A 24,026-nucleotide genomic window follows, 5' to 3' on the forward strand; every position below is an offset into this window, starting at 1 on the left:
CGATTCAAGCCAGTTAAAGCGCGCAGCAAGCGGTCTTGTGTCAGCACCCGTTCAATATCCAGCATTTGCTTATCCCATTTCTGCCTTCTATTCTTGCTTATTTCCCGACAAGTCTATTAAGCAGCCTGATCACAGTTAATCATCCAGGGAGTGCCAAATTGATCGACCAGCATCCCGAAACGGTAAGCCCAGAAGGTTTGCTGGAGTGGCATTCGTACCGTACCGTTTTCTGCCAGGGTATGAAAGATACGTTCCGCTTCTGCTGAGTCATCCAGGCTAATCGAGACAGAAAACCCTTTCGCTTCTTCATAGTATTGGGGTGGGCTATCAGAACCCATCAATTCCTGATCGCCAAAGTGCAGGCTGGTGTGCATGATTTTGTTGTGCCATTCCGGTGGTGTCTGCTCGACCGTTGATGGATCGGGTGCTTCTCCGAACGTCATCATCGCTGTAATTTTCCCACCCAAGCATTGCTCATAGAACTTAAACGCTGCCTCACATTGACCGTTGAACATCAAATAGGGACTCAATTTCATGATGTACTCCTTGAATTAATAGGTTTAGACCTGCCAAAGTTGTCGGTGAATCTGGTGCCGAACTCGTGAAAATACAGCAGGAAGGTCATCAGCGTCTGATTACCCTGCTCTGTAAAGGTTACAGTAACCAAAGTTTCATGTTTGGGTTGATTATCCTCATCCTCCCAGGCAAAGGTTAAAACCAATCGTTCTGGCTCAATAACTTCGCGGTAGACTCCCTGCATCCAATGATCAGTGCCTTCAAGTGAACGAATACAGGCTCGATAAATGCCGCCCACTTGCACGTTCATCTAACAAGCGATCGCTCTAAAATCCTCGGGACCTAACCAACGAGCAAAATGCTCTGGCTGAGTCCAAACTCTGAATACAAGGCTGCGGGGTGCAGCAAACACACGCGCGATCGTCAGTTCGTTTTTCGGTGTTGCCGTTAATTACCCCGTCTTTTGCAGCCATGATTTTTCTCCATAACTCTGCTCCCAGAATTGACGGTATTGTTCCAGCCAGTGATCCACACCCTTAAGTGGTTCTGCCTCTAGCCGACAGGGCCGCCATTGCTTGTCTCGACCCCATGTAATCAATCCAGCCCGTTCTAGTACCTTAAGATGTTTGGAAATAGCAGGCAGGCTCAAAGGGCTGGGCTAGTTCCATTACTGAGGCTTCGCCTTTTGTCAGATGAACCAGGATGGCACGACGGGTGGGATCAGCCAGGGCAGAAAAGGTGATGCTCAATGGGTCGGTGGGCATTGAGATGGGAAGTATTTAACCGCGCAGTTAATCAAGTAATAGTATAAATGTACTACTGAAGGTTGTCAAGAGATAGTTGAGGAATGGTCATCAGCCATTGGTTATTGGGACTCACACTCTCAGATCGATCGCTTTTCTCGCTTCCAGCGACTACCAGAGATTTCGTCCGTCAAGATGTTCAACCCGCACTGCCGCAAGGCCGAAATCGTCAAACAGCCTTGCATTAACAGCGACCTGCGATCGAGTGAAATCGGGTCCGTTTTCGCCCCACGTAAAGCGCAATTCGTTGTGGGTACTGCATCCGCAAATCGCGCAATGATGTTTATGGATAGTCTCATCCCTGGTATAAACGGTTGTGTGCTCATTCGTGATGAAAACGACCTGCTCTGGCGGATAGTAAGCCCACAACACCCCACGCTTAAAGCAAAACGTACATTCACTCCCTCCTTTCCAATTGGAGCCAACCATCTGTGAATGAATCTATGGTAGAAACCTTACGCCACGTCAGGGTCAAGGGGTAGAACAGAAAAAGTTCCTTGCTCTGCGGCTGCGATCGTCTTAAATTGTGTGGCGATCGTGCCTTCCATCATCTGACACTGCTGCTCGGGTGTGGGTAGGGCTACTGATGGGTTAGCTTTCCCGGTCGAGTGCAGTTTGGGTTTGATGCCTGAGTTTAGCTGCACAACGGACTGCGTGAAGCCGTGAATACCGAGAAGCTTTGAGCCGATGCGTCAGTTGCGACGATTGATTAGGGAACCAGCGGAGCGGGCGTGCTTTCTCCAATTCCAGGAGCAGGCAGCGGTGCACACAATCCCAATAGCGTACCGTCCGGCGCACGGACATAAGCAACCTCCTGCCCCCAAGGCAGCACGTATGGCTCCGCAAGCACCTGCGCCCCTGCCGCGACAGCACGCCTGAACGCACCGCGCACATCGTCCGTTGTAAAGGCCACCTCAATGTTCGCCACGCGCGTCTGCAAGCTCGGTCGTTCATAGCCCGCTGGCATCAAACGCTCCCCTGTCAAGTGCGCCGCCACCGCCAGAGTAACAGCTCCGCACCCCGTTAACTCCCCAAACTGGTAGTCGGGGTCGTAGAAGCGGCGCGTCAGTCCAAGCGCACACTCGTAAAACTCAAGAGCGGCTGGCACCGCTCCATCCTCCACATAGACCACCACGCTCGTCAATTCCATCCGACCTCCTCGTGAGCAGCAGTTACCCCTCCTATACAGCCAGCTAACAACCAAGCTCACCCGTCACCAGAAGGGAGCAGGGCACGAGCAGATTGTAGGGGGTTAGTGCAGCGCCTTTGCCTCATGTTAATCCTTAACTGAGCCATTGTTGAACACTGATCACCTCATAATGAGTTCGACAGCCAGTGCAGTCAAAATCATACCCGTCATACGATCGCAGACTTTGTGTATTAATCAGGGTGAGTGAGAATCTTAGACTTGATGTGCACGCATCGTCCTCAAATATTCAACAGCCGCTTCCTCAGCCGCTTCATGCTGGATCACTGTTGCTGAACGGAACGATCGATAAATTTCAATGCAGCGTTCCAATGCAAGATAACAACTCTCCCGATCGTGCGGAGCAACCGTGCCTTTAAGAGCTTCAGCTAGGTTAGGTGTAAGTTGCTCAATCTTCCGAACACCTGAGGGTTTGCATCCTGCTTGCAGGAGTCCCAAAGGACCAAGAACCGTACTACGGAGATATGAAATGAAGTCTAGCGCCTCAAATAGTTCTCCTCGCGCGATTTTGCCAGTTCCATAGTGAATCCATATCCAGAATCGATCCTCGATCCACTGCTCATTGGGTAAGGGATACGTACCGGTGCTAGCAGCATAAGCCTGTGATAGACGATCGTCACGTTCCCAAAGAACCACTGGCTCATCGACTCGCGTTGCAACATCAGTAATGGGCAAAAATTTGAGATCGACATGCAATAGCGGTAAGTTGTAAAGGCAGATCAATACCCGTGGCTCACCCACATGCTCTCCAGTAAACGATACCAATAACTCTCCGAGTGATGCAGCAATGCTCTGTCGCTCAGACATGACCTGTTCAAAGCTTTCAGGCTCCACGGCAATGATCAAATCAAGATCACTGAACTCGTCCATTGAGTTCTCCGCCCAAGAACCTGCTGCTGCAACACCCACCAATCGCGAGTCTGCTGCAAAATGCGGTACGGCTCTGCTGATGAACAGTTGATGAGTGGTCAGTGCAGTCGTTGGAACTTCCATAGATTGGTTGTGAAGGTGATGTTGGATAGTGTTGCTAACATGGCCATTACCCGCCGGAAATAGTCTTTGCATCACAACTGATCCTCTTTCAACGATCGATATGCATAAGCGTTGTTAGGCAGTACTGTTGAGACGAATTTCTTGTATGGGAGCTGTTAGAAATTAAGCTTGCCGTTTATAAGAAAAATAACGGTTCAAATCTTTATTGCTGATCATATAAATGGGAATAACAGTGCTGAGAATAACCATCATTAGACTTCCAATCATCAGGATAGTCGAGAGTTTTGAACTAAGCGCAAGCACCATCGCGATTAGAACGACAACCAGTAAACTACAGATGCCCACCAAAAGCCATTTAGCCCATTTCCGTCCCTGTATAACAAAATACATCACTGCAATTGTGAATAAGATGCGACCAATCGCCCACTTATCCTTGGCGATGATCACTAATGCAGTGTCTAAGACGCAGAGCAGCAGAAACAAAGCAAGTAGATAATTTCGAGCATTCAGCGCAGATTGATCGAGTTGGGTCATGGGTTTGGTGATGAGCCAGAGAGATTGACGCTTACTGTATAGTATCTGTCCAGATATCGGTAAACTGCTTCCTACTTAATTTTTGGTCGGCATGAATAGTTGCAAAAAAATCTGCACTTTCAACGTATCTGCCCGGACTTTCGTTCCCTACAAGCAGGGTCAGGTTACGCCACTTGTACGCTCCCACCGCCACACAAGACCGTCCTCCGGATCGTTCACCTCTCCAGCCCAGCGGAAGCCACACTTGGTAAGAACCCGCGTTGAAGCATTCTCCTCCGGCCGTGTGTGGGCACAAACTAACCGCACCCGAGAACTCTCTAAGGCATAGCGGGTCAGGGCTGCTGCTGCCTCAGTCGCATACCCACGCCCTTGGTGATCGGCATCCACGCCGTAGGCAATTTCAACGACGCGATCGGAATTGGGTGGACCTTTGTACCCACAGCTGCCAATGACGGCACCGCTCGTCTTAAGCACGATCGCGAAGCCATGTGTCCACGGGTTCGCAGATGAGGCAGCCCGAAGCTGTGCAAGCCAGCCAAGGGAAACCTCAGCCTGATCTGCAGGGCTCATCGTCTCAATCTGGGCGAGAATCTCTTCGGTCGATTGCAGCACAAGGCGGAGATGTGTGGTTTCAAGTTCCATCGCATTAGGCACGTTCTAGCTCTACCATGACTCTGGATACTCGGCATGGGTGGGCAGCCCGCCGCTCGTACAGCCCCACGGCGCTCTCGATGCCCAGAAGATGTGATCTGTCGGAGTGATAGGTGGGACGGTATCCAACGAGCCTGCCGGAATCACCATGATCTTACCGTTGCGCGCGAGACGTGGGACGGGACATCCGCAATGACGGCAAAACCATTTGCCGAAGCTCTTTGCCGTGGAAAGGTCATACCGGGTGATGTCTTCCTCCCCTGAAAGCCATCGGAACTGGCTGGGTTCAACAGTTAGATTGGTGGCGTGACCCGTGCCCGTACCTTTGCGACACCGTGAGCAGTGGCAATGAACCATTTTCTGGAACGGCGGGTTCACTTCAAATGTCACCGTTTTGCAAAGGCAACCTCCGTGAATACTGGATTGATTCATCTGCTCTCCCCGATCGCCTTCCATACATCACCATTTGACCCCAAAACACAAAACTCCAACCTTAGAAGCCGAAGTTTTGACCTTTGAACTCCAACATCTGCGCTCGGCAGGCAAAACTTGGACTTCCAAACACGGAATTTCGACTTCCGAACTTCAAACTTTAACCTCGGAACCTCAAGCGTCATTCTCAGATCTCCAACCTCAACAATTCCCCTTTATAGCAGGATATCCAGACTTGAAGAGGCAATCAGAATTGCAGAGATAAGATGCAAGGAATTCAAAATCCGTTGCATTTTACATTGTTAAACGCCGATCGCCATACCATTGACTCAATTCCTGCTCAATTTCATCCAGGATAGCGGTAGCTTCGCTGATGCCCGAAGGGCCTACCACCCCCCTGGTCGATTCTGCGTCAGCCGCTAACAATGCAAACACTGACTCGATTCGTCTTTGATAGTCCGCAGGACAAAGCGTAAAGCCATTAGCAAGTGCCACAGCACCCTTCTCATTCAGCAGGTACACCTCATTCAGCGCAAATAGAACCTGATTCATACATGCCACACTGCGAAAACAGCAGCCTGCGGCATAGGCAACATCACCCCGTGCAACTGCTTTTTGAGCAACCACTAGCGAGAAACTGATTTCCCAAGCGAATTTGTTAATGGTTGCCTCCGCAAGTTTTGCCGGATAAGGTATTGTCTTAACCTTCAAAGCAGCTAAAACGCCATTTGGATCATGAAGTGGCAGACAAAGGGCGACTTCACCCATGTAAATTGAAGATACAAAGCCGTGGGGGTGCCCAGGTTGGTAGTCGATCGTGATTTTTCCAGCATGACAGTTATCGATGACCTGATTTACCTGAGCCACGTTCCGATAAAGAAAATCGACTGGAATGCCTTCCACCTTGAGCCACCCTCCGCCGTTAATCCACGTTCCCCACTCACCGATTGGGGTGATCAAGTTTGTACGATGGCTATCGTCCAGTTTAGAGGCAAGGTGATTCAGAGCAAGGAGATCAGGCGGATTCTCGGGCTGGTAATAAAGCCCCAGATCTACGTCTGACTTTGAGGTGTGGTTGCCTCTTGCCCTTGAGCCTCCCAGTGAGATCGCCACAATTCCCTCAATTGCCTGCAATCGATCGACAACATGATGAATAAACTGGGGCAACTGCTGATTCATATTGCTCTGTCCCATCGTTTGTTCTAAACAACAATTGGGTGAACTGAAGCAGCGAAACTCATCACTCCAGTTCACCCACGACAGATTGCCAATCTGGAACTGATCTTAACTGTTTCAGGCAAGGTTCAACGCTTTCAATCCATTTTTACTCTCTTGTTTGGGTCTTGTCTGTGAACCCAGGCAAGAAATTCTTGTAGCTGTGGGTCTTGCTTTAGCTTCTCTAGAGTATTCAGGTGTAATCCCAAATGGGAGTTGTCGTAGAGCCTATGGATTTGTCGGTGGCAGGCAGAGCAAATTTGAATTGTGGGGCTGGGTCAAGCCCCTTGCGTTTCGTCTTTTGGCCAGGAATCAAGTGGTGTTCGGTGAGAGCGAGCATCTCTTGATGGCAAAGTTCGTAGGGCTGCGGCTCTTCCGTCCTTTTGTGCCTTTGCTACCCTGCACTTTTTCTCGCTCTGTCCGAATTCGATCGAGCAACACGGAAGCAGGTTCATCATTGGAGCTTGCTCAACTAGTTCACCTCGAAAGGCCTTGGCAAGGGTTGACTGATTGAGGACATCTAAACTTTTAGTTATTTGAGTAGATGAGTTTCTAAGTTCTCCAATAAGCTCCATTAAGTTCTTAATTCGTTTAACCTTATTCTGTTCCTTAATACTTGGTACTTTCACTACATAATGCGAGAGTGAAGCACCAGTCAAATGCTTAATAGTTGAACCAGTATAATGACGTTCTAATTTTCCTGTAATAGCATCAAACTGTAAATGATAAATAAACCAATACGGATTCATACCTTCAGAGGGTCTTAATCAGAGTATTGCTTTCTAATACTTAAAAACATCGTCTTTACCCTCCCAGACAGCGGCACCTCAGGTTCTCCACCTTCATAGATGAGTCCATCACCTCTCTTGATGCTAACTAGCTATTCCTGTCGTTCGTTCTGAACAATGATGATGATTGCTTTGAACCACCTAGGGCTGGAGAACTGAAAACAGCTCAAAGTTTATCAACAGCAAAATGCTTCTGACTCTGGATAGTAGACAGGAAGACGATTTCCGCCAAAGGTGGTATGTAGCTCTATATAATTGTCCATGAGATGCTCCTCACACCCAAACCGCGTCGGCTGCAACAACCCGCGATCGCTCAACTCGTGCGAGAACTGCGCCATGCAATGCAGCTATCGCAGGAAAAGTTTGCTGACGAATTAGGCATGACCTTTGCCACCATTAATCGTTGGGAGAATGGACGCGCTACGCCTTCTCCTTTAGCACTTAAGCAAATTGACATGTTGCTAAACCAGTTGTCTCAGTCCCCCAATGCGACGTTGCGGGAACGCAGCCAGGCCATTCGAGGCAAATATTTCCCGGATAGGAAAGCAAACGCATGATGCACTGGCTAGAATCCGTTCACTATTCATTCCTCATTCCAACCTCAATTCTGAGTTCACTGCCCCCGCTGATTCTATGACTGACCCAGTGTCGCAAAAACCTTTCACCCCGCCGATTCCCGCAAACGAAGCAGAACGGTTGGCAGCCCTACATCGCTACAAAATTCTCGACACGCCACCCGAAGCTGCATTCGATCGCATCACTCGCTTGGCAGCACGGCTATTTGATATGCCGATCGCGCTCATTTCATTGCTTGATGAGTCAAGAGCCTGGTTTAAGTCCTGCGTTGGCTTCGGTGCAAATGAAGTGTCCCGTGATGCGACACTTTGCAGCTTTGCAGTGCTGACTGATGAGCCGCTGATTATCCCCGATGCTCGGCTCGACGATCGCTTTGCCTGTAATCCCTTCGTCCAAAGTGAACCGGGAGTGCGGTTTTACGTAGGTGCGCCCCTGCTCAGTCACGACGGCTTTAATCTCGGAACCCTGTGTCTACTCGACAGTCAGCCCCGCGACCCATTCACCGCAGAGCAGCAAGCGACCCTGGTGGATTTAGCCGCTATGGTGGTCGATGAATTGGAACTGCGATTGGCAGCCCAGAAGATTGCCCAGTCGGAAGAAGAATACCGCACGCTGTTTGAGTCAATTGATGAAGGCTTTTGCATTTGCGAAATGCTGTTTGATGAGCATGGTAAACCCCATGATTATCGATTTCTGAAAGTCAATCCCACCTTTGCCAAGCTCACGGGCTTAGAGTCAGCAGTGGGTAAAACGGCACGGCAACTCGTTCCCGATTTAGAGAACGATTGGGTTGAGATTTACGGCAGCGTTGTACAAACAGGCAAATCTGTACGGTTCGAGCAGCAGTCGATCGCCCTGAATCGTTGGTTTAATGTCAATGCTTTTTGCGTCAATGAGCCGCAGAACCACCAGTTTGCCATTCTATTTACAAACATCAGCGAAGCGAAGCGCGTCGAAGACGAACGCAAAAAGGTTGAGCAAGAGCGGGAGCAGTTTTTTGCTGTCGCCTCAGATTTGCAAGTAATCACGAGAACTGATGGGTACTTTCAGTGGGTTAGTCCCACTTTTGAACGGTTGCTCGGTTGGAAACCTGACGAAATAACCTCCCGTCCTTGGACAGATTTTGTCCACCCAGACGACATCAACCCATCCGTCTTGGAAACAGATAGTCTTTTCTCTGGCAACGAAACCTTAGCGTTTGAAAACCGCTATCGCCACAAAGATGGTTCTTATCGCTGGTTGCTTTGGAGAGCAAAGCCTCAGCTAGAAGAACAAGTGATTTATGGGGCTGCCATTGACATTACCGATCGCAAACTTGCAGAAGTCGCATTGCGCGAGAGTGAGGAGCATTTCCGCACCCTAGCAGATAATATCTCTCAATTTGCGTGGATGGCAGACGCGAACGGCTGGATCTTTTGGTACAACCGCCGCTGGTTTGAGTACACGGGCACCACCCTGGAGCAAATGCAGGGCTGGGGTTGGCAACAGGTGCATCATCCTGATTACGTTGATCGCGTCGTTAAGTATGTCCGCCGCTGTTTTGAAACGGGTGAACACTGGGAAGATACTTTTCCACTGCGAAGCAAAGATGGAGAATACCGATGGTTTCTATCTCGCGCGATTCCGATTAGGGATGAAGCGGGAACTGTTTTGCGCTGGTTTGGCACCAACACAGATATTACTGATCACAAACAAGCTCAACTGGAGATCCAGAAGTTTGCTTCCCTTGCTGATAGCAGTACAGACTTCATTGGCATGTGCGACCTAAATTTTGTGCCGTTCTACATCAATGAAGCAGGCAGAAAAATGGTCGGGCTAGAGGACGTGCAGCAATATCGAGAAACGCCAGTTGGAGAATTTTTCTTTCCTGAGGACCAAGACTTTATCCTCAATAGTTTTTTCCCGCGTGTGTTGCAGGATGGACAGGCAGAAGTAGAAATTCGCTTTCGCCATTTCAAGACAGGTGAAGCGCTGTGGATGACGTACAACGTTTTTTACCTCCAAGACGTAAACGGCCAGCAAATTGGTTTGGCAACTGTCAGCCACAATATCACTGAGCGCAAACAGGTCGAAGCTGTCCGCTTGCACCTCGCAAAGGAACGTGAACAGCTCTTACAGCGCGAACAATCCGCACGGGAGACAGCTGAACGTGCAAATCGCATCAAAGACGAATTTTTGGCAGTGCTCTCTCACGAGTTGCGATCGCCCCTCAACCCGATCTTGGGTTGGACAAGATTACTGCAAAGCGGCAAATTAGATGCAACTCAGCAACGCGAAGCATTGGCAACGATCGAGCGTAACGCCAAGCTCCAGACGCAACTGATTGAAGATCTACTCGACATCTCTCGCATCATGCAGGGCAAGTTGAGCTTAACCGTAGCTCCTGTCAGTTTGACGTTTGTGATTACAGCAGCAATTGAAACCGTGCGGTTGGCAGCAGAAGCCAAGCAAATTCAAATCTTGCTTGACCTCACAACCGCAATCGCTCCTGTTTCTGGTGATGCAGCTCGGTTACAGCAAGTGATCTGGAACTTGCTCACGAATGCCGTTAAGTTCACACCAAACGGTGGACAAGTGACCATTGAACTGCGACAACTCGATCACCTAGCTCAGATTCGAGTGATTGATAGCGGCAAAGGCATTGATCCGCAATTTCTACCTCATGTGTTTGAGTACTTCCGGCAGGCAGATTCGACAACCACTCGCAAGTTTGGCGGATTGGGGCTAGGGTTAGCGATCGTGCGGCAAATTGTGGAAATGCACGGGGGAACCGTTTGGGCAGAGAGCGAAGGAGAGAATCAAGGTGCAATCTTTACTGTACAGCTACCCCTCGGTTCACAAGCTCGATCAGTCGAGACAGATGCGCCCTATGACAGTGTGACGACAGAGGCTCCCTTGAGAAACTTGAAAATTTTGCTGGTGGATGATGAGACTGATGCTCGTGAACTTCAGGCGTTTCTCTTAGAACAAAGTGGAGCAAGCGTGACAGCTGTTGTCTCTGGGTTTGAAGCGCTGCAAGCCCTCGATCAGTTCATTCCCAATGTGCTTGTGAGTGACGTGGGTATGGCAGAAATGGATGGGTATATGCTGATGCAGCAGATCCGATCGCGTCCTCCCAACAGGGGTGGCAAGATTCCGGCGATTGCGCTGACGGCTTACGCTAGAGATCTGGATCAACAAAAGGCGTTAGAGTCTGGCTTTCAAAGACATTTGAGCAAACCTGTGGAACCAGAAGCATTAGTGCAGACGATCGTCACATTGCTGAAGAGCACCAAATGAATCAACATAATTCAGTACTATCAGTTTCCAATTAGCTAGACGGATTAGTTGAAAGAGAAATGGGCATGACATTGGTAATGCATACGACAGGAGAAGCAGCATGAACCAGTCCGACCATCTGAGCGATCACGAACTGGAGCGCTTCTTCCCAGGCGATAGTGAGCTTGCAGTTCGAATGCGTGCCCTTGATTGGTCACAAACATTGCTTGGTCCCTTTTCCGGCTGGGCATCGAGCCTGAAAACAGCCGTAAGTATTAGCTTAAACTCCCGCTTTCCGATGGTGATTTGGTGGGGCAAGGAACTTGTGTTGATTTATAACGATGCTTGGCGACCCATCCTAGGCACTAAACACCCAAACGCACTCGGACGACCAGGACAAGAAGTTTGGTCAGAAATTTGGGACATTATTGGCGTGCAGCTTCACAGCGTTCTGGAAACAGCCCAAGCAACCTGGTCTGAAGATATGCTGCTGCTCGTCGATCGCTATGGATTCACCGAGGAAACCTATTTCACTTACTCCTATAGCCCTATCTTCCTGAGTACAGGAGAGGTTGGAGGGGCGTTCACTGCTGTGACTGAGACCACCCGGCGAGTGATCGGTGAACGGCAACTCAGAACGTTACGAGAACTAGCAGCAAACACAGTGGAAGCCAAGTCAGTTGGGGAAACCTGTCGGATCGCCAGTGCCACTCTGGCAAACAACCCTTACGACATCCCCTTTGCCTTGCTGTACTTAGTCGAACAAGCTGGCACAGAGGCTCATCTGGTCGGAACGGTCAGGGTAGACGCCGAAACTCCTGCCAGTCCTAAACAGGTTGACCTAACTCAAGAAAATGATGACTGGGAGTTTGCCAAGGTACGCAGGACAGGAACCCTTGAAATTATTGATGATTTAATGACCCGGTTTGGGAGGCTAACGGGTGGAGCTTGGGATGAGCCTTCGCGATCTGCCATTGTCTTGCCAATTGTTCAAGCTGGGCAAAAGCAGCAATTATCAGGGTTATTGGTGCTTGGAGTTAGCCCTCGACGTGCATTTAATGATGAGTACCAGGGCTTTTTTGAACTGGTTGCCAGCAATGTAGCAACGGCGATCGCCAATGCCCAGGCCTATGAAGAAGAACGCAAACGGGCTGAAGCACTCGCCGAACTCGATCGCGCTAAAACCGTGTTTTTCAGCAACGTGAGTCATGAGTTTCGCACACCCCTGACGTTGATGCTGGGTCCGATTGAAGATGCGTTGAGCGATCGGGATGAACCTCTGCTTGCAAATCAGCAAACGCGAATTGAAATGGTGCAACGGAATGGCTTGCGGTTGTTGAAGCTGGTCAATACGCTCCTTGACTTTTCTCGAATCGAATCTGGGAGAAGTCAAGTGGTCTATGAACCAACAGATTTAGCAGAATTTACCGCAGAATTGGCAGGTGTCTTCCGTTCGGCGATCGAACGCGCCAATCTTCGGCTGGTTGTCAATTGTTCTCCGTTACCCAAACCCGTGTATGTCGATCGCGAACTGTGGGAAAAGATCGTCCTCAATTTGCTCTCGAATGCCTTCAAGTTCACCTTTGCAGGAGAGATCTCAGTTTACCTGGAATGGCAAGGCAACCATGTTCAGCTAGCCGTGCGGGACACGGGTATTGGTATTCCGGCTGGGGAACTGCCTCAACTGTTTGAGCGGTTTCATCGAGTTAAAGGAGCACAGGGGCGCAGCTTTGAGGGATCGGGAATTGGACTTTCCCTGGTTCAGGAGTTAGTGAGATTGCACCAGGGCACGATCGACGTTGCCAGTGTGGAAGGGCAAGGAACCTGCTTCACAATCACTATTCCAACCGGAACAGATCATTTGCCCCAAGACCGCATTAATGCCGATCGCACCTCATCATCAACGGCATTACGTGCGAACGCTTATGTGGAAGAAGCCCTACGTTGGCTCCCTGAAGCAGGGAATGGGAAATCGGAAATCGGAAATCGGGAAGAAATACTTCCGACCCTCACTCCTGACTCTCCAGTGCCTACCCCCTCGGCTGCCCGGATTCTTTTAGCAGACGACAACACGGATATGCGCGATTACGTCAAGCGGCTTTTAAGTCAGCAATACGAGGTAGAAGCAGTATCAGATGGCGCTAAAGCTCTGGCGGCTGCTCGGCAGCGGGTTCCAGATTTAGTCTTGACAGATGTGATGATGCCGCAACTGGATGGGTTTGGCTTATTACAAGCCCTGCGAGCCGATCCGCAAACGAGAGAGGTTCCCATCATTCTGCTGTCTGCTCGTGCGGGAGAAGAAGCCCGCGTGGAGGGATTAGCAGCAGGAGCCGATGATTATCTGACCAAACCCTTTTCTGCCCGTGAGTTAATCGCGCGAGTGGAGGCAAGTCTAAAACTGGCTCAATTGCGGCGAGAAGCAACCCAGCAAGAGCATTTGCTCCGGATGGAAGCAGAAACCATTAGAGCTAGATTAGAAAGCGTTTTGGCTGGGATTAATGATCAATTCATTGTGCTCGATCGCGAATGGCGCTATACCTTTGTGAATGAGCAAGTATCCGCAGTAACGGGCAAGACTCAGGAAGAGTTGCTGGGGCACTGCATCTGGAAGTTGTTTCCTGAAGTCGTGAACACGCCCTTTGATACTGCTGTGCATCGTGCCGTAACTGAACAAATCTTTGTTCGAGTCGAACTTTTTTATCCACCCATCCAACGCTGGTTTGAGAATCGCATTTATCCCTTTGCAAAGGGTGTCACCATTTTCGTTAGTGATATTAGTGATCGCAAACAAGCTGAAGCAGAACGGGAGCAACTGCTTGTCCGGGAGCAAGCAGCACGACAAGAAGCCGAGCAAGCGAACCGCATTAAAGATGAATTTCTCGCCGTGCTCTCTCATGAGTTGCGATCGCCGCTCAATCCCATTCTGGGTTGGTCAAGACTGCTGCAAAACGGCAACCTAGACGAAGCAAAGACCAAGCAAGCGATCGCCACCATTGAACGCAACGCCAAACTGCAAGCGGAATTGATTGAGGATTTGTTGGATGTCTCCCGAATTCTCCAAGGCAAATTAGCTCTCAATGTCAGTCCAGTTGATTTGGCAGTCATTATTAAAGCAGCACTCGAAACAGTGCGACTCGCAGCAGAAGCCAAATCGATTCAGATGAAATTCAGCTTGTCTGAGGTTGGACAGGTTTCAGGCGATGCAACTCGTTTACAGCAAGTGGTGTGGAACCTGCTCTCTAATGCGGTTAAGTTCACACCCGCAGGGGGTCAAGTTGAGGTGCGACTAGCACAGACCGATCATCAAGCCCAAATCACGGTCAGTGATACCGGAGAAGGGATTCCTGCTGAGTTCTTACCCTACGTCTTCGATTACTTTCGCCAAGCAGATAGTACAACCACTCGTAGATTTGGGGGATTAGGACTGGGTTTAGCGATCGCACGTCACTTGGTTGAACTTCACGGCGGCACAGTACAGGCAGCCAGTAGAGGTGAAGGTATGGGAGCAACGTTCACAGTCAAACTACCACTGCCAAGGACTGAGAACCAAGGACTGAGGACTGAGGGTTTAGCATTCAACACTCAGCATTCAACACTCAGTCCTTTAGAGGGCGTTCAAGTTTTGGTGATTGATGACGAAGTTGATTCATGCGAGTTTGTGGCGTTTGTTCTGGAGCAGGCAGGTGCCAGCGTCACCACTGCTGCGACCGCCAGCGAAGGATTTTTAGCATTAACGCAGTCTCCGCCTGATATACTCCTGAGCGACATTGGCATGCCTGACATGGATGGCTATATGCTGATGCGACAGATTAGGAGACTGCCACCTGAGCAAGGAGGACAAGTCAAGGCAATCGCCCTGACGGCTTACGCTAGAGATCTAGATCAACAGCAAGCGCTACAAGCTGGATTTCAACAGCATTTGAGCAAACCTGTGGATCCAGAGGTGGTGATAAAAACTGTTGTAGCGTTAGTGCAAAAGGACGACAGTGAATATTAACCACACTAAATCTGACATCCTTTCAACAAGGAAATCTCATTATGAAACCCAATGACGAAAACGGCAGGCTACTCCTGTAGGCTCCTATCAGCAAGCCTTTCAGCCTTAGCGACCATTTTGTCTTCATTGCTATACAAGGACGGATATTGAAGTAAAGCACTGCCCGCTTTGGGAAGCTCGATCGCACCATCAAAGACTTGGAGGGCAGTCCGGAGGCGACGGGTTCCAACCCGCATCTGATGTAATGCTTCTGGATTTTTATCTGCCAGTACCTTCTTTTCTTGCTTAACGATACGGCGATATTGTTCCGCAATGACTTGGTGAGCGTATGCTTCCAATGGTTGAGGAAGTTGAGCTATTGAGTTTGCTGATTCACCCTGTTGTGCTTCAGACATAGCCTCTAACTTCAAATTGAAAGACTGAATACTAAACCAAAATGGGATTTTAATCGAAGATTAACCTAGATTAAATCACCCAATCGTGTGGTTTTAACCAAAACAAAATCTTTGCTAAGTTTGAGGGATTTAGGGACAGGTACATTACCAAACCTGAGGTAGTGCAGTAGCAATCGAATCGAGTGAATTTGTTTACCTTCTTGATTGCGATCCTATGGCTATGAGTCGAGCCGCACTCTGGGCCCCACTCTGGGCACTGCACGGAAATCAGTCCTAATTCATACCCTAATTATGCAACGCCGTGCGATGACAAGCTTTGAGCAGCATCCTAAGAACCAACAGAGTAAGTAACGCTTTCACTGAGGTTAACCGCATCGCTGGTTCGGCTAGCCAGATTGGCAATTAGCGCAATGAGTTGGGTTGGGTTAATGGGTTTAGCCAGATGATCTTGAAACCCTGCTGAGAAAGCGGCCTGGCGGTCTTCTTCCCTGGCATAGGCAGTCACTGCGATCGCCGGAATTTGTCCACCCTGCTCAGGGTTGAGCGCGCGCACTTGCTTTAAGAGCGTATAGCCATCCTCACCCGGCATCCCAATATCGCTAATCAGTAAGTTGAATGGTTTGACTGCACTGGTTAAGGCTGAGAGTCCTTCGCTGGCAGATGCAGCAGCAATCACTTCAGCTCCACACTCTTGCAGAATTGAAAGCAGCAGGATGCGGGCATCTTGATCATCATCAATGATGAGGATTCGCAGCCTATTGAATTGAGCCGGACAACCAAACGGGTCAGCCACATCAATTTCAGAAGAGCTGGGTTTTGTCTGCTTGAACTCCAGTCTTGAAGCAAGCAGCGGTAGCTTCACGGTGAAGGTTGCTCCCCTCCCTTCGCCCATACTATTGGCAGCAACACTCCCTCCGTGTAAATCAACCAGATGCCGCACGATCGCCAAACCTAAGCCCAAGCCGCCATGCGTGCGGGTAATTGAACTATCTGCCTGTCGAAAGCGATCGAACACGTAGGGGAGAAATTCGGGCTTGATGCCCTGTCCAGTGTCAGTGACGGTAATTTGAGCGTGACGGGAATGGGGAGATGGGGGGATGGCGTATTCTCCCACGCCTCCATCAATTTGCTCTAGTCGCACCTCCACTTGCCCATCCTGCGGTGTGAATTTGACTGCATTGCTGAGTAGGTTCCAAACGACCTGCTGCAATCGTTCTGAATCTCCTGAAATCTGCCCAATCTGAGAGTTTGTAGTGACGTGGAGCTGAATATTTTTGGCTTCTGCGGTTGGGCGCACGGTTTCAATCGCGGCTTCAACCACGGGCAGTAGCTCCAGCGGTCGGAGGGTGAGGCGGAGTTTACCTTGCAGAACCCGGGATACGTCAAGCAAATCTTCAACCAGTCTTGCCTGTGCCCTGGCATTGCGTTCAACCGTTTCTAAGGCACGAGTGGTGGTAGGAGCGTCAAACTGGCGATTGCGAAGGAGGCTCAGCCAGCCAATAATGGCGTTGAGGGGCGATCGCAGCTCGTGGGACAACATCGCCAGAAATTCATCTTTGATGCGGTTGGCTTCCTGCGATTTTTGATAAAGGTGAGCATTATCGATCGCCAGTGCCGCGCGATCGGCAATATCTTGCAGGAAGATTTGATCGTCGTGGGTATAAGGCTGATTGGGGGCCTCTCGAATTAAGATCAAGCTGCCAATGCTCCGTTCGCGGACTTGAAGCGGCACAATCATCAGACTGTGAATGGCAAATTGCTCTAGATAGGGTGAATAGTCTGCTGTGAAAGGGGCAAAGGATTCTGTAGCAGTCGCGATCGGCAAACGCAGGGATTGCTGAGTATGTAGAACTCGGGCAGATAGCCCTTCATTGGCTCGCTGTGGAAAGGTATTGCCCAGGTGTCGCAGCAGGGCGATCGCTTCAGGCGTGGGATGATAAACTGCCCGAATCTGGAGCCACTTACCATCATCAGAAATCAGTTGCAGAATGCAGACCTCTCCAATCAAGTTCCCAACTTGGCGGCAGACCGTATCCAGCAGGGTTTGAAAATCCAGAATGGCTTCTGAGAAGATGCGAGAGGTTTCTGCCAGCATTTGCAGGCGATTCGCATAGTTCACCAGCCGCGCTTCGGCGTGCTTACGAGCTTTTCGTTCTTCTGCTTCTTTAAGGGCACGCTGAACCGAGGGAACCAATCGCTCTAGCCGCTGTTTCAGTACATAATCAGTTGCACCGCTTTTGAGCATCTCTACGGCCACTTCTTCTCCCAATGTCGCCGAAACAAAGAGAAAAGGGATATCGGGGCACTGTTCACGGGCAATTTTTAGCGCAGAAAATCCATCGAACGAGGGCAGCGAGTAGTCTGCCAGAATCAGATCGAAATCATGCTGGGCGATCGCCGCTATAAAATCCTGCCGGGTTTGCACCTGCACCAGTTCATAGTCCAGTCCGCCTTCCAGCAACACAGCCTGGATCAGATCAGCATCGATCGCACTATCTTCGAGCAACAGGAAACGGAGTAGGGTCATCGCAGGTTTAATCTTGGGGAACAGGGCGAGCAGGTGGAAGTGCACCAGGAGGCGGTTGGTTGACGACTGCCCAGAACAACCCTAGCTCCTTAATCGCTTCGACAAACTCATGAAAATCGACGGGTTTGACCACATAAGCATTGGTATTCAAGTTGTAGCTATTGACTAGATCTTTTTCTTCGCGGGAAGAAGTCAGGATCACGACGGGTACCGCTTTCAGTTCTGGGTCAGACTTGAGTTTGGCAAGCACTTCCAGCCCATCAACTTTAGGCAATTTCAGATCGAGCAGCACCACCCCCGGATGCCCTTCTCGCCGCAATCGGTAAATGCCGCGTCGATAAAGGTAATCTAGTGCTTCTTCCCCATCTCGCGTCACGACGACTTCATTGGCTAAACAGTTTTCTGCCAGGGCTGCCAGAATAAGCTCAATATCTCTCGCGCTATCTTCCACCAGTAAAATTCGCTTTAGTTCCATGTCGCCTCCTGGTGTGGGGTGTTGGGGAGCGAAAAGTAGAAGGCAGCCCCGCGATCGAGTTCTCCTTCTGCCCAGACCTTGCCACCATGCCGATGAATAATGCGCTGCACATTGGCTAAGCCGATGCCCGTTCCCTCAAACTGCTCGTTAGTATGCAATCGTTGAAACACTCCAAACAGTTTATGAACATACTGCATGTCGAAACCTACCCCATTATCTCGTATGCAGACGATCGTTTCGTCTTCGGTGCGAGTGCTGATGATTTGAATCATTGCCTGACTGCGGGGGCGACTGTATTTCACCGCATTTTCTAGCAAATTTCGCAGCACTAGCCGCATCATGGTGGGGTCAGCCTGAACCACAGGGAGCGGGTCTATTTGCCAGTCGATGGTTCTGCCCACCAAGTCTTGCTGCATGTCTCGCCGCACTTCCTGAAGCAGTTGGTTGAGGTCGAGCGTGGTCAGGCGCATTTCGGTTCGACCCATGCGCGAAAACGACAGCAGATCATCCACCAATCGCCCGGCTTCTTTTGTCGTGTCAGCGATCGTTCTCAGGTAACGCTGACTGGTTTCATCGAGCGCCGTGGACTTGCCCGCTCGTTTTTGCAGCAAATCGACAAAGCCATTAATGTGCCGCAGGGGGGCGCGTAGATCGTGGGACACCGAGTAGGAAAAGGCTTCCAGTTCTTTATTCGTAGCTTGGAGCTGCTCGGTGCGCTGCTTGACGCGATATTCCAGTTCCTCGTTCATCTGGCGGATCTGGTCTTCTGCCTGCTTACGATCGTTGATATCAATACAGGAGCCAATATAGCCCAAAAATTCTCCGTCTGGCGTAAAGCGCGGCACGCCATGATCCAGCACCCAGCGATATTCGCCATCGAACCGCCGCAAACGGTACTCCATTTTGAATTCCTGACGGGCATCAAACGAATTCGTGTAGATCGCCAGGCAATATTGAAAATCATCGGGATGCACTCCTTCTGCCCAGCCATTGCCCAATTCCTGCTCTGTCGTACGTCCCGTGAAGTCGAGCCAGGGCTTGTTGAAGTAGTTGCAGAGCTTATCAACCCCCGACATCCAGACCAATACTGGGGCAGTATCCGCTAGGTGACGGAAGCGGGCCTCACTCTCTCGCAACGCCTGCTGCTGAGTCTGCAAATTTTCTGCCAAAATTTCTGCCTGCTGCCGCGCCAGCACTTGGTCAGTCACTTCAAACGCAAACGTCATAATGCCTTCAATCCTGCCATCAATGCCTCGCATCGGCTGATAGACAAAGTTGAAAAATCCTTCCTCTAAAGTGCCGTTGCCCTGGCGATCGAATTGAGCTGCCACTTCTTTGCCGATAAAAGGCTCTCCGCTTGCCAGAACGCGATCGAGCAGCTCAAAAAAGCCCTGTCCTTCCAAATCAGGAAACGCTTCGCGCACCGAATGACCCACTACCTCTCGTCCACCCGCAAGTTGGAGATAGAGAGGATTCGCAAATTCAAAAATGTGATCGGCTCCGCGATTAATACAAATATGGGCAGGAGCTTGCATTAACAGGGAATGCAGGTAACTCTGCTGAAGTTCGGCTTCGGCTCTAGACTGCTGTTCCCGTGCCAGGAGCTGTGCCCGTTCTGCTTCTTTTTGCTTGCGCTCGGTAATATCACGCGATACACCCACTAGCTCAGCGACGTTCCCCTGAGTGTCAAAAATCGGAGTTTTGATGGTGTGGAAGTAGTGAAGTTCTCCGTCTGCTCCTCGGTTTGGCTCTTCCAAAACTTCGACAGGCTCGCCAGTCGTAAACACTTTCAGGTCATCTTGCAAATACTGCTGAGTGAAATCCAGTTCGTTGAAGGGCACATCTGTAATGCCACGCAGTTCCTCAACAGTTAAGCCGTAGTAGTCACAGGCTGCCTTGTTGGCATAAATCACCTTTGAACCGGGAGCTTTGCAAAACACCATGTCCTGTACAGAATTCAGGATCTGAGCATAACGGTGTTCGTTTTCGCGGAGTGCCTGTTCAGCCCGGTTTTGTTCCGTAACGTCGATCGACATTCCCGCCATCAGGCGTTGTCCGGCAGAATTTCGCAGCGGAAATTTGAACGATAGATAATAGTGTTCTCCGTCGTTCTGGGGAGCAATTTCGATCGCTTGCAGGGTTTTCCCCTCTGTCAACACTTGTAGGTCGTTATTGCGCAATTGCTGGGCCACTTCGGCAGGAAACAAGTCAAAATCGGTTTTACCCAGCCATTCGTCGAACGATCGCTCAAAGCTTCGCTCCAAGAGTGGATTGACATAAACATATCGCCCTGCCTCATCTTTGATGTAAGCCGTTGCAGGACTGTGCTGCATAAAGTTCTGAAACAGTTCCTGGCTTTCCCGTAACGCCGCTTCTACCCGTTTGCGCTCCGTGATGTCGCGAGAAACCGCTACGACTCCCTCAATGGTCTGCTGCGAAGTCCGCAAAGGGGTGAAAATATATTCGTAATACCGGGGACCATCGGGGGCAGCAAAGCTGGTTTCGCCTTTGAGGGGTTGTCCAGTTTGCATGACATGCTCTCGCTGGGCATCGACTGGCTCCATGAGTGCGGTGGGTAGACCCAACTCGCGCCAGGTTTGACCCAAAACTTGCTCAGGCTGAAAGCCCAGAACCTCCGCTCCTCCCTGGCTGACCTGAGCATAGCGACCCAAACGATCGAACACATAGATATGATCCACCGAAGCGGTCAGAATCCCATTCAAAACCTCTGCCTGGGTCTGGGCATGTTGATGCAGGGCTTGTACTTGCTGTTCTGCCTGTTTGCGGTCAGTGACATTAAAAACGGCACAGCTTACCCCCACAATTTGCTGTCCATCCCACAGGGGTTCTGTCAACAGGTCATACCAATGCTGACGACCGTAAAGGGTCAAAACCACCTCTTGCCGAGCCGATCGCCCAGACTGCATCACCTGCTGTTTATGCCGTGACAGTAATTCTGCTTCAGCCGGAGGAAACAGGTCAGCATCGGTTTTGCCCACCATCTCTTCAGACAGCTTCAACGCCTGGGGGTTATACACCCACTGGTAGCGCAGATCCCGATCCTGATGAAATAAGGCGATCGACGGATTATTTAGAGCGAGCCGAAACCGTTCCTCACTCTCCCGCGTCTTCTTCAAATTTTTTTCAAGCCGCTGTTTTGCCGTCCGGAGTTCTGAACTCAGGGAACTGATAAGCAGTGTAACCAGTACAAATGTCCCATTCTGCACCATACTCCCCAGGTTAGTAACCGCCAGCGAATAAACTGGAGCGATAAAAAAGTAGTTGATGGCGATCGTCGAGAGTGCGGTTGCTATCAAACCTGCGACAATACCACCTGACCAGGCACTAACGGCTACGGCTGCATAAAAGAAGGGAAAGATGGTGGGTCTCAGCAGCGATTGCAGTAGAAACGTGAGCAGCAGTGCCAGTCCAACTGTGGCTAACGGCACAGCATAGGTTTTGAACCAATGTGGTACTTTGAGAACCATCACCTATATCATTTGGCAGAAGTGTTGAAGGTGTTAGCCTACCATACGAGGGAAGAAATTTCTCTGGCATTCCCCCCAGGATGGATTTAAGGGGCACAGCGTTTACGGATGCGGTTGTGTCGCAACAATCGATCGACAGCCCACCCAAGCTCCACAAGTGATTAATGTAGATAGGAACGCCCCTCATCCGGCGGTATTCATCCAGCGGTATATAGACGCGCTCCCAAAAGAAGAGACGATTAGCACTTCGCGCAACTCTGGAGGAACCGCAAAAGAGACTGGATTAAGGCAGAGCAAAGATTTGAATCAAAATTTGAATAACGATCGCGTTAGCCTGGATGATTCATCAGAAGTTAGAAGAGATACAAGCAAGAGAGATTAAAACTGAATAGAATCAGGTTCTCTAGCACTTTAAACGTCTTTATTTTGCCAGGATAAAGTGTGAAAAAGTGTGAATCGGAATTGCCCTCTAATTTTTATTTACTTCATTCCCTCATTTCTATTGCATTCGCTGTGAGAAAACGGGAAAACCTATCAAAAGAGGCAAAGGAATCCTGTGACTTTTCGCGTAAAGTCATTAACGGTTGTTGCTTAAAGTTTCCGATTTCAGTTGATGTGGTTAATTGTTAAACGATGGATTGAAGGGTCGATGCTGGCAATCGCGATCGGCATTAGTGCAGGAATGCTGCCCGCTCAGGCACAATCTGATCAGCAGGTGCGATCGCTGGTGGAGGCTCTTCGTCTGGCGGCTCCTCAAACGGGTAATGCCAATGACGGGCTTTATAGCGACTGGCAGATTCAGGCACAGAATATTCCCAGATGGTCTGAATCCTGCATTGACAGAACGCTTTCCCCCCAGGAGTTTGAAGCCGATGTAGCAACGGCACGCAGTATTCTGGTTTGTGTGATGCGTGATATTTTGCAGCAGGAGTATCGCAATAGTGGCAACAGTGAGGCGATCGCCGTTCGTCGCGCCGCAGCCTGGTGGATGACGGGTGATTCATCCCGGTATAATGCTGCCGAAACCGCTCCCTATACGCAACGAGTGCTCAGCTTTTATCAGCAGCAGACTGGCACTCCTGCGGCAACCACTCAACCCAACTCAACGGATCAACCTGAGAGCCAAGCTGAAGAACGTCCTGCCCCTCCCCAAAGCCCCCCTTACGATCGCTATATGCAAGCTGGATATGCTGCCGTAGAAGAGAAAAACTACGATGCCGCACTGTTGCATTTTCAACGGGCACTGGATGAACGTCCGAATGACACCTATGCACAACAGGCAATTGAAAATGTGGAACGCTATCGTACTCGGACGGGGCAAGATCAGTCTGAGCAAGAAGGAGCGCAGTAACGCGATGAGGCAATGGATCAAGCAGGGATTGCACCTGACCCTGATGACGATGATGGCTACTCCGGTTGGGATAGGGCTGGGGTATTCTGGGGTTCAAGCAGCCGAAGCCTGGGTTGAAGTGACGACCAATGCGGTTGGCGATCGCTTCCTGATTAATCCAGATTCGATCGAGCGATCGCAAAACACCGTTCGCTATTGGGAATATCGACAGTTCAAGCAGCCCAACAATGCGTTTTTAGCATTTGAAGTCGAGCAACCCGTTTATGGCGTGATGATTTATCGATCGGTAGACTGTACTTCTGGAGTGGAACGCACCCGCCGCCTAGTGATCTTTAATCAGGACAGACAGGCGATTCAGCGAGTCAATTATGACGACAATGGGAGTCTGACGCAGCCCACAGCAGGAAGCAGTGCCGCTCAGGTAATTCGCCACGTCTGCACTCAGCAATAGGTTTTGTCGATATTCACTAATTTCCCAATCAAGATGGGTTAGCTAGTTAACCGTTGTTCTCACACGATTGCAACGCAAATGGTTGTCACGTCACAATACATCGTCACGTCACAATATATCGCCTTTCTTCAATAGATAAAGTACAGGAAAATGAGATCTAAGGGCTGTATCTCTGCACAGCGTCTTCGCCTCCTAATTCTTCCTGTATCTTATCCTGATGAAAAATCCTGGTGAAAACGGGGTCACGATAGTTCTATTAATTCAGGGTTTAATTCAGGGTTAGACGCACTCACCCTATTCAACTGAATCGTAAGATTTCTGTTCTTGTCAGTTTTATCATCGACTGCCTTTTTTGAATCAAGCCAGACA

At 50.0% G+C, this 24,026-nt stretch carries 19 protein-coding genes and 2 pseudogenes; 5 read left to right on the plus strand and 16 right to left on the minus strand.

Going from position 1 to position 24,026, the window contains the following annotated elements; translation table 11 throughout:
• Positions 1-116 precede the first annotated feature (116 nt).
• The 12 genes and pseudogenes from NDA02_RS25750 to NDA02_RS25805 form a co-directional block, all read right to left on the minus strand.
• On the minus strand, positions 117-536 hold the full coding sequence (locus tag NDA02_RS25750) for a VOC family protein (protein WP_348256179.1): 420 nt from the start codon (positions 534-536) through the stop codon (positions 117-119).
• Positions 533-928: pseudogene (locus NDA02_RS25755) on the minus strand (SRPBCC domain-containing protein). Before NDA02_RS25755 ends, NDA02_RS25750 begins: the two are co-directional and overlap by 4 nt.
• A 39-nt stretch (positions 929-967) precedes the next feature.
• Positions 968-1,280, minus strand: a pseudogene (locus NDA02_RS25760) (metalloregulator ArsR/SmtB family transcription factor).
• A 150-nt stretch (positions 1,281-1,430) separates the two neighbouring features.
• Positions 1,431-1,748, minus strand: coding sequence for a GFA family protein (locus NDA02_RS25765; protein ID WP_190790881.1), 318 nt, complete (start codon positions 1,746-1,748; stop codon positions 1,431-1,433).
• Between the two features lie 26 nt (positions 1,749-1,774).
• The gene (locus NDA02_RS25770; protein WP_190790880.1) at positions 1,775-1,963 is read right to left on the minus strand and encodes a hypothetical protein; all 189 of its coding nucleotides are present in this window, start codon (positions 1,961-1,963) and stop codon (positions 1,775-1,777) included.
• 65 nt (positions 1,964-2,028) lie between these two features.
• Positions 2,029-2,427 (minus strand): VOC family protein, encoded by a 399-nt coding sequence (locus NDA02_RS25775; protein ID WP_190790879.1) that lies wholly within the window; start codon positions 2,425-2,427, stop codon positions 2,029-2,031.
• A gap of 294 nt (positions 2,428-2,721) precedes the next feature.
• The gene (locus NDA02_RS25780; protein WP_348256180.1) at positions 2,722-3,591 is read right to left on the minus strand and encodes an oxalate:formate antiporter; all 870 of its coding nucleotides are present in this window, start codon (positions 3,589-3,591) and stop codon (positions 2,722-2,724) included.
• A 90-nt stretch (positions 3,592-3,681) separates the two neighbouring features.
• A complete protein-coding gene (locus tag NDA02_RS25785) occupies positions 3,682-4,053 on the minus strand; it encodes a hypothetical protein (RefSeq protein ID WP_190790877.1) in 372 nt (123 codons plus the stop codon).
• Positions 4,054-4,212: 159 nt separating this feature from the next.
• A complete protein-coding gene (locus NDA02_RS25790) occupies positions 4,213-4,695 on the minus strand; it encodes a GNAT family N-acetyltransferase (RefSeq protein WP_190790876.1) in 483 nt (160 codons plus the stop codon).
• A gap of 21 nt (positions 4,696-4,716) precedes the next feature.
• Positions 4,717-5,160 (minus strand): GFA family protein, encoded by a 444-nt coding sequence (locus tag NDA02_RS25795; RefSeq protein ID WP_206755043.1) that lies wholly within the window; start codon positions 5,158-5,160, stop codon positions 4,717-4,719.
• A 270-nt stretch (positions 5,161-5,430) separates the two neighbouring features.
• A complete protein-coding gene (locus NDA02_RS25800) occupies positions 5,431-6,315 on the minus strand; it encodes a nucleotidyltransferase domain-containing protein (RefSeq protein ID WP_190790885.1) in 885 nt (294 codons plus the stop codon).
• A gap of 314 nt (positions 6,316-6,629) precedes the next feature.
• Positions 6,630-7,100 carry a hypothetical protein gene (locus tag NDA02_RS25805; protein WP_190790874.1) on the minus strand — a complete coding sequence of 157 codons (471 nt, stop codon included), beginning with the start codon at positions 7,098-7,100 and terminating at the stop codon, positions 6,630-6,632.
• Positions 7,101-7,405: 305 nt separating this feature from the next.
• Here NDA02_RS25805 and NDA02_RS25810 point away from each other — a divergent pair, with 305 nt between their 5' ends.
• The 3 genes from NDA02_RS25810 to NDA02_RS25820 all read left to right on the plus strand — a co-directional run bounded on the left by NDA02_RS25810 (position 7,406) and on the right by NDA02_RS25820 (position 14,970).
• Positions 7,406-7,696: a helix-turn-helix transcriptional regulator gene (locus NDA02_RS25810; RefSeq protein ID WP_190790873.1), complete on the plus strand. Its 291-nt coding sequence runs from the start codon at positions 7,406-7,408 to the stop codon at positions 7,694-7,696.
• Positions 7,697-7,772: 76 nt separating this feature from the next.
• Positions 7,773-10,994: a PAS domain S-box protein gene (locus tag NDA02_RS25815; RefSeq protein ID WP_190790872.1), complete on the plus strand. Its 3,222-nt coding sequence runs from the start codon at positions 7,773-7,775 to the stop codon at positions 10,992-10,994.
• Between the two features lie 100 nt (positions 10,995-11,094).
• On the plus strand, positions 11,095-14,970 hold the full coding sequence (locus tag NDA02_RS25820; protein ID WP_190790871.1) for an ATP-binding protein: 3,876 nt from the start codon (positions 11,095-11,097) through the stop codon (positions 14,968-14,970).
• A 68-nt stretch (positions 14,971-15,038) separates the two neighbouring features.
• Here NDA02_RS25820 and NDA02_RS25825 read toward each other — a convergent pair whose 3' ends face one another.
• From NDA02_RS25825 to NDA02_RS25840, 4 genes are all read right to left on the minus strand, one after another.
• Positions 15,039-15,365 (minus strand): CHAD domain-containing protein, encoded by a 327-nt coding sequence (locus tag NDA02_RS25825; protein WP_348256181.1) that lies wholly within the window; start codon positions 15,363-15,365, stop codon positions 15,039-15,041.
• Between the two features lie 328 nt (positions 15,366-15,693).
• Positions 15,694-17,892: a response regulator gene (locus tag NDA02_RS25830; RefSeq protein WP_348248097.1), complete on the minus strand. Its 2,199-nt coding sequence runs from the start codon at positions 17,890-17,892 to the stop codon at positions 15,694-15,696.
• A gap of 7 nt (positions 17,893-17,899) precedes the next feature.
• A complete protein-coding gene (locus NDA02_RS25835) occupies positions 17,900-18,367 on the minus strand; it encodes a response regulator (RefSeq protein WP_190790868.1) in 468 nt (155 codons plus the stop codon).
• Complete coding sequence (locus NDA02_RS25840; protein WP_348256182.1) at positions 18,358-21,855, minus strand: PAS domain-containing protein; 3,498 nt, start codon at positions 21,853-21,855, stop codon at positions 18,358-18,360. The genes NDA02_RS25835 and NDA02_RS25840 overlap by 10 nt, the downstream gene beginning before the upstream one ends.
• Before the next feature lie 613 nt (positions 21,856-22,468).
• On the opposite strand from NDA02_RS25840, the gene NDA02_RS25845 reads away from it, so the two are divergent.
• Positions 22,469-23,206, plus strand: coding sequence for a hypothetical protein (locus tag NDA02_RS25845; RefSeq protein WP_199296632.1), 738 nt, complete (start codon positions 22,469-22,471; stop codon positions 23,204-23,206).
• A 4-nt stretch (positions 23,207-23,210) separates the two neighbouring features.
• Positions 23,211-23,657, plus strand: a complete 447-nt coding sequence (locus tag NDA02_RS25850) for a surface-adhesin E family protein (protein WP_199296631.1) — start codon at positions 23,211-23,213, stop codon at positions 23,655-23,657.
• Positions 23,658-24,026: the final 369 nt, after the last annotated feature.

Source organism: Leptolyngbya sp. ST-U4 (assembly GCF_039962215.1).
Lineage (GTDB): Bacteria > Cyanobacteriota > Cyanobacteriia > Elainellales > Elainellaceae > Leptolyngbya_A.

Coding starts and splice junctions, on each gene's coding strand:
- NDA02_RS25750 (WP_348256179.1), bottom strand. CDS start 536: ATGAAATTGAGTCCCTATTTGATGTTCAACGGTCAATGTGAGGCAGCG.
- NDA02_RS25765 (WP_190790881.1), bottom strand. CDS start 1,748: ATGGTTGGCTCCAATTGGAAAGGAGGGAGTGAATGTACGTTTTGCTTT.
- NDA02_RS25780 (WP_348256180.1), bottom strand. CDS start 3,591: ATGCAAAGACTATTTCCGGCGGGTAATGGCCATGTTAGCAACACTATC.
- NDA02_RS25785 (WP_190790877.1), bottom strand. CDS start 4,053: ATGACCCAACTCGATCAATCTGCGCTGAATGCTCGAAATTATCTACTT.
- NDA02_RS25790 (WP_190790876.1), bottom strand. CDS start 4,695: ATGGAACTTGAAACCACACATCTCCGCCTTGTGCTGCAATCGACCGAA.
- NDA02_RS25795 (WP_206755043.1), bottom strand. CDS start 5,160: ATGGAAGGCGATCGGGGAGAGCAGATGAATCAATCCAGTATTCACGGA.
- NDA02_RS25800 (WP_190790885.1), bottom strand. CDS start 6,315: ATGAATCAGCAGTTGCCCCAGTTTATTCATCATGTTGTCGATCGATTG.
- NDA02_RS25805 (WP_190790874.1), bottom strand. CDS start 7,100: ATGAATCCGTATTGGTTTATTTATCATTTACAGTTTGATGCTATTACA.
- NDA02_RS25810 (WP_190790873.1), top strand. CDS start 7,406: ATGCTCCTCACACCCAAACCGCGTCGGCTGCAACAACCCGCGATCGCT.
- NDA02_RS25815 (WP_190790872.1), top strand. CDS start 7,773: ATGACTGACCCAGTGTCGCAAAAACCTTTCACCCCGCCGATTCCCGCA.
- NDA02_RS25820 (WP_190790871.1), top strand. CDS start 11,095: ATGAACCAGTCCGACCATCTGAGCGATCACGAACTGGAGCGCTTCTTC.
- NDA02_RS25825 (WP_348256181.1), bottom strand. CDS start 15,365: ATGTCTGAAGCACAACAGGGTGAATCAGCAAACTCAATAGCTCAACTT.
- NDA02_RS25830 (WP_348248097.1), bottom strand. CDS start 17,892: ATGACCCTACTCCGTTTCCTGTTGCTCGAAGATAGTGCGATCGATGCT.
- NDA02_RS25835 (WP_190790868.1), bottom strand. CDS start 18,367: ATGGAACTAAAGCGAATTTTACTGGTGGAAGATAGCGCGAGAGATATT.
- NDA02_RS25840 (WP_348256182.1), bottom strand. CDS start 21,855: ATGGTTCTCAAAGTACCACATTGGTTCAAAACCTATGCTGTGCCGTTA.
- NDA02_RS25845 (WP_199296632.1), top strand. CDS start 22,469: ATGTGGTTAATTGTTAAACGATGGATTGAAGGGTCGATGCTGGCAATC.
- NDA02_RS25850 (WP_199296631.1), top strand. CDS start 23,211: ATGAGGCAATGGATCAAGCAGGGATTGCACCTGACCCTGATGACGATG.